Source organism: Pseudoalteromonas sp. S1727 (genome assembly GCF_005886375.1).
Lineage (GTDB): Bacteria > Pseudomonadota > Gammaproteobacteria > Enterobacterales > Alteromonadaceae > Pseudoalteromonas > Pseudoalteromonas haloplanktis.
Map to the genome: position 1 here is coordinate 1 of NZ_PNDT01000083.1, position 7,175 is coordinate 7,175.

Here is a 7,175-nt window from a genome sequence, read left to right on the forward strand (position 1 = left end):
GAGCTAGTGCCGCATCATATTCAGGTTTTAGGTTCTACCAATATTAAACCTCGTTCCTTTAACCTGCACTCAAACACACTAACCCCGCGGGGGTTATCGTCTTAAGCGGGGCAGGATTCTACAATATTTCAATGTGTTTGCAAGTGTTTTTTACAAATTAAAGAATTTTTCTTGGTAGACTTTTAATTCCATGATCGAATCTTTAATGTCGTCCAAAGCAAGGTGTGAGCCTTTTTTGTTCACTTGCGCTAACACCTCTGGTTTCCAGCGTCGTGCAAGCTCTTTAATGGTGCTCACGTCTAAGTTACGGTAATGGAAGTAATCTTCCAATTCGCGCATATACTTATTCATAAAGCGTCTGTCTTGACCAATAGAGTTTCCACACATAGGTGACGCGCCAGCAGGAACCCATTGCTTTAAAAATGCTAAGGTTTGCTCTACAGCATCTTGCTCTGTAAATGTACTTGCTTTACAACGTGCTGTTAAGCCAGATTGACCATGTTGAGTGGTACACCATTCATCCATGCCATCAAGTAACTCATCGCTTTGATGAATAGCAATAGTTGGCCCTTCAGCCAAAATGTTTAACTCACTGTCGGTGACAACAGTGGCTATTTCGAGTATTTTATCTGTGGCTGGTTCAAGACCTGTCATTTCAAGGTCGAGCCAGATAAGATTTGATTTATGAAAAGACATAATTACCTAAGCGGTACTTTCCTTTAGATCCAACGCATTTAGTTATATCATATTAGTATCATCAGTCGACCTAAAGCTTTTTTTTCAAAAAGCACGACATTTAACCAAGTTATAGGCCAAAAGTGGCAAAACAGAAGAAATTAAGTAAAGGCCAATCCCGTCGGATCAAGGCCAATCACCAAAAGCGCTTGTCGAATGCCGATGCAGGCACTGCCCAAGGTGCATCAAACCAATGGCAAACGGACAATTTAGGCCCTGCAGAAAATGCCGTGGTGATCAGCCGGTTTGGCCAACATGCAGACATTGAAACCGATGCCGGCGATGTACTACGCTGTAATATTCGCCGCACCGTAAAAGGCATTGTTTGTGGTGACGAAGTACAATTTCGTCGTGCTAAAGTCAGCGAAGGTGATTTAGCTGGTGTAATTGAAGCGATGCATGAACGCCGTTCGCAATTAACTCGCCCTGATTTTTACGACGGTGTAAAAGTCATAGCAGCCAACATTGACCAAATATTGATGGTGTCAGCAGTATTACCCGAGTTTACCCCAAGTATTATCGACCGGTATTTAATCGCGTGTGAAGACATGGGCATAGAGCCTATTTTAGTGCTTAATAAAATAGACTTAATTGACGAGCAAGGCTTAGCAGAAATCAACCAAGTACTCGATATTTACCGTGGCCTTGGTTATCAAGTTTTTTTAGTGAGTAATAAAAGTGGTTATGGCATTGACGCACTAAAAGAAACGTTAGTTGATAAAAACAGTATTTTTGTTGGTCAAAGTGGCGTAGGTAAATCAACCTTAGTGAATACTGTTTTACCTGATGCTGAAATACTCACCAAAGAAGTCTCTGAAAACAGCGGTCTTGGTCAACACACTACGACAGTATCACGATTACACCACCTCCCTTCTGGCGGTAATTTAATTGACTCGCCAGGCATTCGTGAGTTTGGTTTATGGCACTTAGATGTAGAACGTGTTACATGGTGCTTTAAAGAATTTCGTGAATTCATCGGTGGCTGTCGTTTTCGAGACTGCAAGCATTTAAACGATCCAGGTTGTATAATTCGTCAAGCAGTAGATGAAGGTGATATTTCGCAGTTACGTTTTGATAGTTACCACAGAATTTTAGAAACAATGGCCGATGGCCGTGCCGGAGCTCGCGCTCCGCGCGTATAAATTAGGAAGAAATCAGTGAGTTTAGATAAGTTCAAAATAGCAATGCAATATGCAATGCCAAAACACTTTGTATCGCGCATGGTGGGTAAATTAGCCGCAGCGAAAGCTGGCGCACTTACCACTACCTTGATCAAGCTATTTATTAAACAATACAAAATTGATATGAGCGAAGCGCAATATAGCGATCCTGCTCACTATAAAACCTTTAATGAATTTTTTACTCGCCCGTTAAAAGACGGTGTGCGCCCATTAGCAACAGAGAGTGATATCATTGCTCACCCTGTCGATGGGGCGATCAGCCAACTAGGGCCGATTGTTGAAGGTCAACTGATCCAAGCTAAAGGCCATGATTACAGCTTGCAAGCACTACTAGGTGGCTCAGAGCAAGATACAGCACCATTTTTAGGAGGTGACTTTGCAACTATTTATTTGGCCCCAAAGGACTATCACCGTATTCATATGCCTATTGACGGCACATTAAGCAAAATGATTTATGTACCGGGTGATTTATTCTCAGTAAACCCACTTACCGCACAAAATGTACCAAACTTATTTGCACGTAATGAACGCGTAGTAGCTATATTTGATACTGAAATTGGCCCGCTTGCTATGGTATTAGTAGGAGCGACTATTGTTGCTAGCATTGAGACTGTTTGGGCTGGCACAGTGACACCACCCGCAGGTAAAGATGTATTTAGCTGGAACTACCCAACCACAGGTGACAACGCCATTACCTTGAAAAAAGGTGAAGAAATGGGCCGCTTTAAATTAGGCTCAACGGTTATTTTAGCTTGGGGAGCAGATAAAGCAGACATTTTTGATGATCAAAAACCTGGCACTATAACCCGTATGGGCACACCCTTCGCTGAGATTGATGATTAATTAATTTTTCAATAAAAACGCGGCTGATCCTGTCATGCCGCGTTTTATTATATCAAGCCAGTTCCCCACCACATTCCGTACACTGGGGCGCTTTGCTTAATTTAAACTGCTGCTGCGCTAAACTTAATCCATCAAAACGAATAAACTGACTACCTTGATGATGAGCAAGCACAATATTAACTGCTAATAGTGCCTGCATTGAACCGATTACCCCTAATAGCGGGCTTAATACCCCTGAATTACTGCAATTGAGCGTTTGCTCTTGGGGTTGTGCTCCAAATAAACAGCCGTAACAAGGGCTTTGTGGCTGGCGAAAATCAAAACACATCAACTGACCTTCGCTCGCTATAGCCGCCCCTGACACAAGCGGGATCCCTAGTGCCAAGCATTGCCGATTCACCACATAACGCGTGCTAAAGTTATCACTGCAATCAAGTACTAAAGTCGCGCCAGAGAATACTTGCTGGGCATTATCAGCACTGAGTTTAGTACTAATTGTATTAATTTTTATTTGATTATTTAAGCTACTTAACACTTTACCCGCAGCGCTGACCTTGTCTTGTCCTAAGTGATTTACCTTATAGAGCACTTGGCGCTGTAAGTTCGAAAGCTCAACTTTATCGTCATCTAACAAGGTTAACTCGCCAACACCAGCAGCAGCTAAATACAGTAACGCAGGACTGCCTAGGCCACCTGCGCCTACAACCACTATATGGGCTGCTTTTAATTTTAACTGCCCTTCCAGCCCTACTTCTTTGAGCATTAAATGGCGGCTGTAACGCAGCTGCTCTTTGTCTGATAACTCAATCATTATTCATGACCAATAATACTTTGTAAATCGGCTATAGCTTGCTGATAATCAGTAGATTCGGTAATCGCTCTCACTACAGCCACACTACCAACCCCGGTTGCCGCAACGTCACTGGCACGTGCTAAATCAATACCACCAATGGCGACGGTTGGATAATCTTGCATTAACGGCACAAAGTGTTTTAACTTTTCAAGCCCTTGTATTTGCCCTGTCATATCTTTGGTGGTGGTGGGGTAAATAGCGCCAAACGCCATATAACTCGGGCGGTAATTATGAGCGCGTAGCATTTCATAAAAACCGTGAGTTGACAGTCCTAATCGCATACCGGACTCTTTAATGGCAACTAGGTTAGCCTTCAGTAAGTCTTCTTGCCCTAAGTGTACACCATAAGCGCCATGCTTAATGGCTAATTGCCAATGATCGTTGATGTACACATTACCATCATACTTTTGACCAAGTGTAACAGCTGCGGCAACTGCGTGATCAAGCTCCTCATCAGTGCCATTTTTCATTCTAAGCTGTACAGTTTTAACTCCTTGGGCCAAGCACTTTTCTAGCCAGTCAAGCGTATCAACCACCGCATACAAACCAAGCTGTTTGCTTTCACACTCTGCAAAGCCTGCCGCCATAGTAAATTCATTCGGTTGTTCAAAATCAAGTTCATCCCCCAGCCAACTGCCCGCTTCTATTACTTGTGGGTAATCGGCAAGATTTTCTGGAAAGCTCGTTTGTGCCACAGGACCAATCCCCTCACCGTAGCGAGTAGCCGCTTTTAAACCTTGATTGATATACGCTTTTGCTAAAATAAAGGCATCTTTTAGTGGGTAACCTTTTGCTAAACAGGCAGCAATCACCGACGCCATACTACACCCTGTACCATGACTATGTGGGGTTTGAACTTTTTCATTGCCAAGCCAGTATTCGCTTTCCCCCTCACTGCAGTAATCAATGCAATATCCACTTGGGTAATCCCAATGACCACCTTTGATCACCACCGCTTTCGCGCCCCAACTATGTAGTTTAGCTGCTGCCTCTTTTACAGCGCTAGGGCCTATTAAATACACGCTTGTGAATAACTGCGTTTCATGCGTATTGGGGGTGATCACATCCACCAGCGGCATTAAGCATTCTTTAATTGCACTAACAGTATCTTCTTCTGTCAGTAAGTCACCACTGCTAGCAATCGCCACGGGATCATAAACAACTAAAGGTGTAACAGGCCATGTGGCTTTATAATGTTTAAGGTGCTCACTGATCAATTGAATTTGCTGCACATTTGCCAACATGCCAATTTTAATAACTCGGGCTTTCATGTCGCTTTCAAGCGCAAGTAATTGTGATTCAATCACTTCGGTTGAAATTGGGTTAAGTGCTTCAACGCCTAAACTATTTTGCGCAGTCAACGCGGTGATCGCCGTACAACCATGGACGCCAAAACTTTGCATCGCTTTAATATCCGCTTGAATACCTGCACCACCGCCAGAGTCAGAGCCAGCAATTGTCCAAACAACATGATTCATAGTTACGTATTTCCTAATTTTTATTCTTAATACCAAAATCTTGATGCCAAAAAGGCATACCCATCGTGGGAGTAGATGGGGCAGCAACGTCTTTTTCTGGCATCGCCTTCGCTCGGTACGCAAAACGGCCAGCCTCAACCGCTGCTTTAAATGCATGACTCATGGTAACAGGGCAGCCCGCGCCTGCAATAGCCGAATTTAATAACACTGCATCATAACCTAATTCAAGCGCTTGGCAGGCGTGTGATGGTAAACCTAAGCCTGCATCGACTATTAATGTGGTATCGGGTAATCGCTCTCGAATAGTTCTTAAATTATATTGATTTAATAACCCTTTGCCTGTGCCAATCGGCGCTCCCCATGGCATTAGTACTTCACATCCAGCTTCAGCTAAACGTTGGCATAATACTAAATCGTCGGTGCAATAAGGTAACACTTTAAAACCGTCAGCTAACAATATTTTTGTGGCTTCAAGTAAAGCAAACGGATCGGGTTGTAGGTTATAGTCATCACCTATTAATTCTAGCTTGATCCAATCGGTGGCAAACACTTCACGGCACATTTGCGCAAGCGTAACAACTTCCTTAACACTATGACACCCTGCTGTATTGGGTAATACTTTTAACCCTGTGTCTTTGATCAACTGCCAAAAGTCATCACCAGCTGCGGCGCTTTGCTGACGTCGTAATGACACAGTAACCACCTGCGCACCACTGGCTACAATGGAATCGGCCATAATCGCAGGTGACGGATACAATGCCGAGCCAATTAATAGGCGGCTAGTGAACTGCTCACCATAAATACTAAAACTATCTGATATTAAACTACTCACATTAACCACCTTGGATCGGTGATAGTAATTCAATGCTATCGCCTTCATTGAGTAAGTGTGTATCACACTGACTACGCGGAATAAATTGACCATTAATCGCAACCGCAAAAGGCTCCTTTGCAGCAAATTGCTGTAATGCTTGGGTTAAATTGGCGGTATTTACCAACTCAAAACTTTCACCATTAATTGTTATTTTCATACTCATTTTCATACTAACCCTTAATTGATCCGCGCCACAGCATCAGCGACTAAACTCGGTGCAAGCAAATAGCCATGGCGATACAAGCCATTAATGCTGATCAGCTGTTGCTGCTGAGTTACCTGCGGGCGATTATCGCTAAACGCAGGACGCAGGCCAGTTTGAATGCTTAACACCCGTGCTTCTGCAAAGCCACTATGTACTGTGTACGCTGCCGATAATAGCTCAAGAGTTGAGCGTACCGTAGCTGGGCCATGATCTTGTGACTCGATTTCTGTCGCACCAATCACATACTGGTCGTTAGGCTTAGGGGCAATATAGATTGGATAGCGCGGATGCATTAACCGCACCGGACGCGTTAACTTTACCTCAGGGGCGAACAAACGCACGACCTCACCACGTACTCCACGCAACTTACACGCTGCACTTTTAGCGCCTAGACCACGACAATCAACAATATAATCAAATGATTGCTGCAAGTTTCCAGAGTCTACATCAACTGTTTGTGCAAACTTAAAGCTCACATTCCGCTGCTTCAGAGTCTTAAAACTCGCTTGATAAAAAGCGTGATTATCAATTTGCCCTTCGCACGGTAAAAACACACCTTGATTAAAACGCCCTGCAAGTTCTGGCTCTAACTCACTGATTTGCGCTCCTGTTAACCGGTGTCCATGATGACCAGCCAAAGGTTTTAAGCGTTGTATAAAACTCTGTAAATCGCCTTTGTCTTGCTGGTGAGCGACCACTAAAGAACCTTGCTGTTGAAAAAACACTTCATCGTCAAGCTGCGCTAAAATACTTGGCCAGCGCCTGATCGAATCCAGTCCTAGCAAAGCTAAATCTTGTTCACATAATACCGATTCAGCTAAAGGCGCGAGCATCGCCGCAGCGACTTTTCCCGCACTATCAAGCGCCTGCTCATCTCCCGATTCATAAACAGTCACCTTATGCTTTAAGCTCAGTTCAAGCGCCGCTAAGCGCCCAGTTAAACCAAAGCCTATTACCGCAATGTTATAAGACATAAGAGCTCCTCAGGTTCTAGGTTCTAGGTTCT

Annotated in this window: 8 protein-coding genes; 2 read left to right on the top strand and 6 right to left on the bottom strand. The window is 43.8% G+C overall.

The genetic code is table 11. The annotated features are described in order from the left end of the window. Nucleotides 1-150: 150 nt before the first annotated feature. Nucleotides 151-696, bottom strand: coding sequence for an oligoribonuclease (gene orn, locus CWB85_RS16785; RefSeq protein WP_016708403.1), 546 nt, complete (start codon nt 694-696; stop codon nt 151-153). 122 nt (nt 697-818) lie between these two features. Here orn and rsgA point away from each other — a divergent pair, with 122 nt between their 5' ends. Both rsgA and asd read left to right on the top strand, forming a co-directional pair. Beyond that, complete coding sequence (rsgA, locus tag CWB85_RS16790) at nt 819-1,877, top strand: small ribosomal subunit biogenesis GTPase RsgA (RefSeq protein ID WP_016708402.1); 1,059 nt, start codon at nt 819-821, stop codon at nt 1,875-1,877. A 15-nt stretch (nt 1,878-1,892) separates the two neighbouring features. Further along, nucleotides 1,893-2,759, top strand: coding sequence for an archaetidylserine decarboxylase (asd, locus tag CWB85_RS16795; RefSeq protein ID WP_016708401.1), 867 nt, complete (start codon nt 1,893-1,895; stop codon nt 2,757-2,759). A gap of 52 nt (nt 2,760-2,811) precedes the next feature. Here the strand turns inward: asd and CWB85_RS16800 are convergent, their stop codons facing one another. Genes CWB85_RS16800 through CWB85_RS16820 form a run of 5 tightly spaced genes read right to left on the bottom strand, consistent with a single transcriptional unit; the run spans nt 2,812 to nt 7,143 of the window. Next, complete coding sequence (locus CWB85_RS16800; protein ID WP_138555506.1) at nt 2,812-3,570, bottom strand: HesA/MoeB/ThiF family protein; 759 nt, start codon at nt 3,568-3,570, stop codon at nt 2,812-2,814. Beyond that, the gene (gene thiE / locus CWB85_RS16805) at nt 3,570-5,090 is read right to left on the bottom strand and encodes a thiamine phosphate synthase (protein WP_138555507.1); all 1,521 of its coding nucleotides are present in this window, start codon (nt 5,088-5,090) and stop codon (nt 3,570-3,572) included. Before thiE ends, CWB85_RS16800 begins: the two co-directional genes overlap by 1 nt. A gap of 13 nt (nt 5,091-5,103) precedes the next feature. Further along, on the bottom strand, nt 5,104-5,922 hold the full coding sequence (locus CWB85_RS16810) for a thiazole synthase (protein WP_016708398.1): 819 nt from the start codon (nt 5,920-5,922) through the stop codon (nt 5,104-5,106). A 1-nt stretch (nt 5,923) separates the two neighbouring features. Beyond that, nucleotides 5,924-6,121 carry a sulfur carrier protein ThiS gene (thiS, locus tag CWB85_RS16815; protein WP_029216111.1) on the bottom strand — a complete coding sequence of 66 codons (198 nt, stop codon included), beginning with the start codon at nt 6,119-6,121 and terminating at the stop codon, nt 5,924-5,926. Nucleotides 6,122-6,141: 20 nt separating this feature from the next. Next, complete coding sequence (locus CWB85_RS16820; RefSeq protein WP_016708396.1) at nt 6,142-7,143, bottom strand: FAD-dependent oxidoreductase; 1,002 nt, start codon at nt 7,141-7,143, stop codon at nt 6,142-6,144. Nucleotides 7,144-7,175 lie beyond the last annotated feature (32 nt).

What these genes read in the sequence shown, in the direction of transcription:
- thiS (WP_029216111.1), bottom strand. Translation starts at nt 6,121, where the DNA reads ATGAAAATAACAATTAATGGTGAAAGTTTTGAGTTGGTAAATACCGCC.
- orn (WP_016708403.1), bottom strand. Translation starts at nt 696, where the DNA reads ATGTCTTTTCATAAATCAAATCTTATCTGGCTCGACCTTGAAATGACA.
- CWB85_RS16820 (WP_016708396.1), bottom strand. Translation starts at nt 7,143, where the DNA reads ATGTCTTATAACATTGCGGTAATAGGCTTTGGTTTAACTGGGCGCTTA.
- thiE (WP_138555507.1), bottom strand. Translation starts at nt 5,090, where the DNA reads ATGAATCATGTTGTTTGGACAATTGCTGGCTCTGACTCTGGCGGTGGT.
- CWB85_RS16800 (WP_138555506.1), bottom strand. Translation starts at nt 3,570, where the DNA reads ATGATTGAGTTATCAGACAAAGAGCAGCTGCGTTACAGCCGCCATTTA.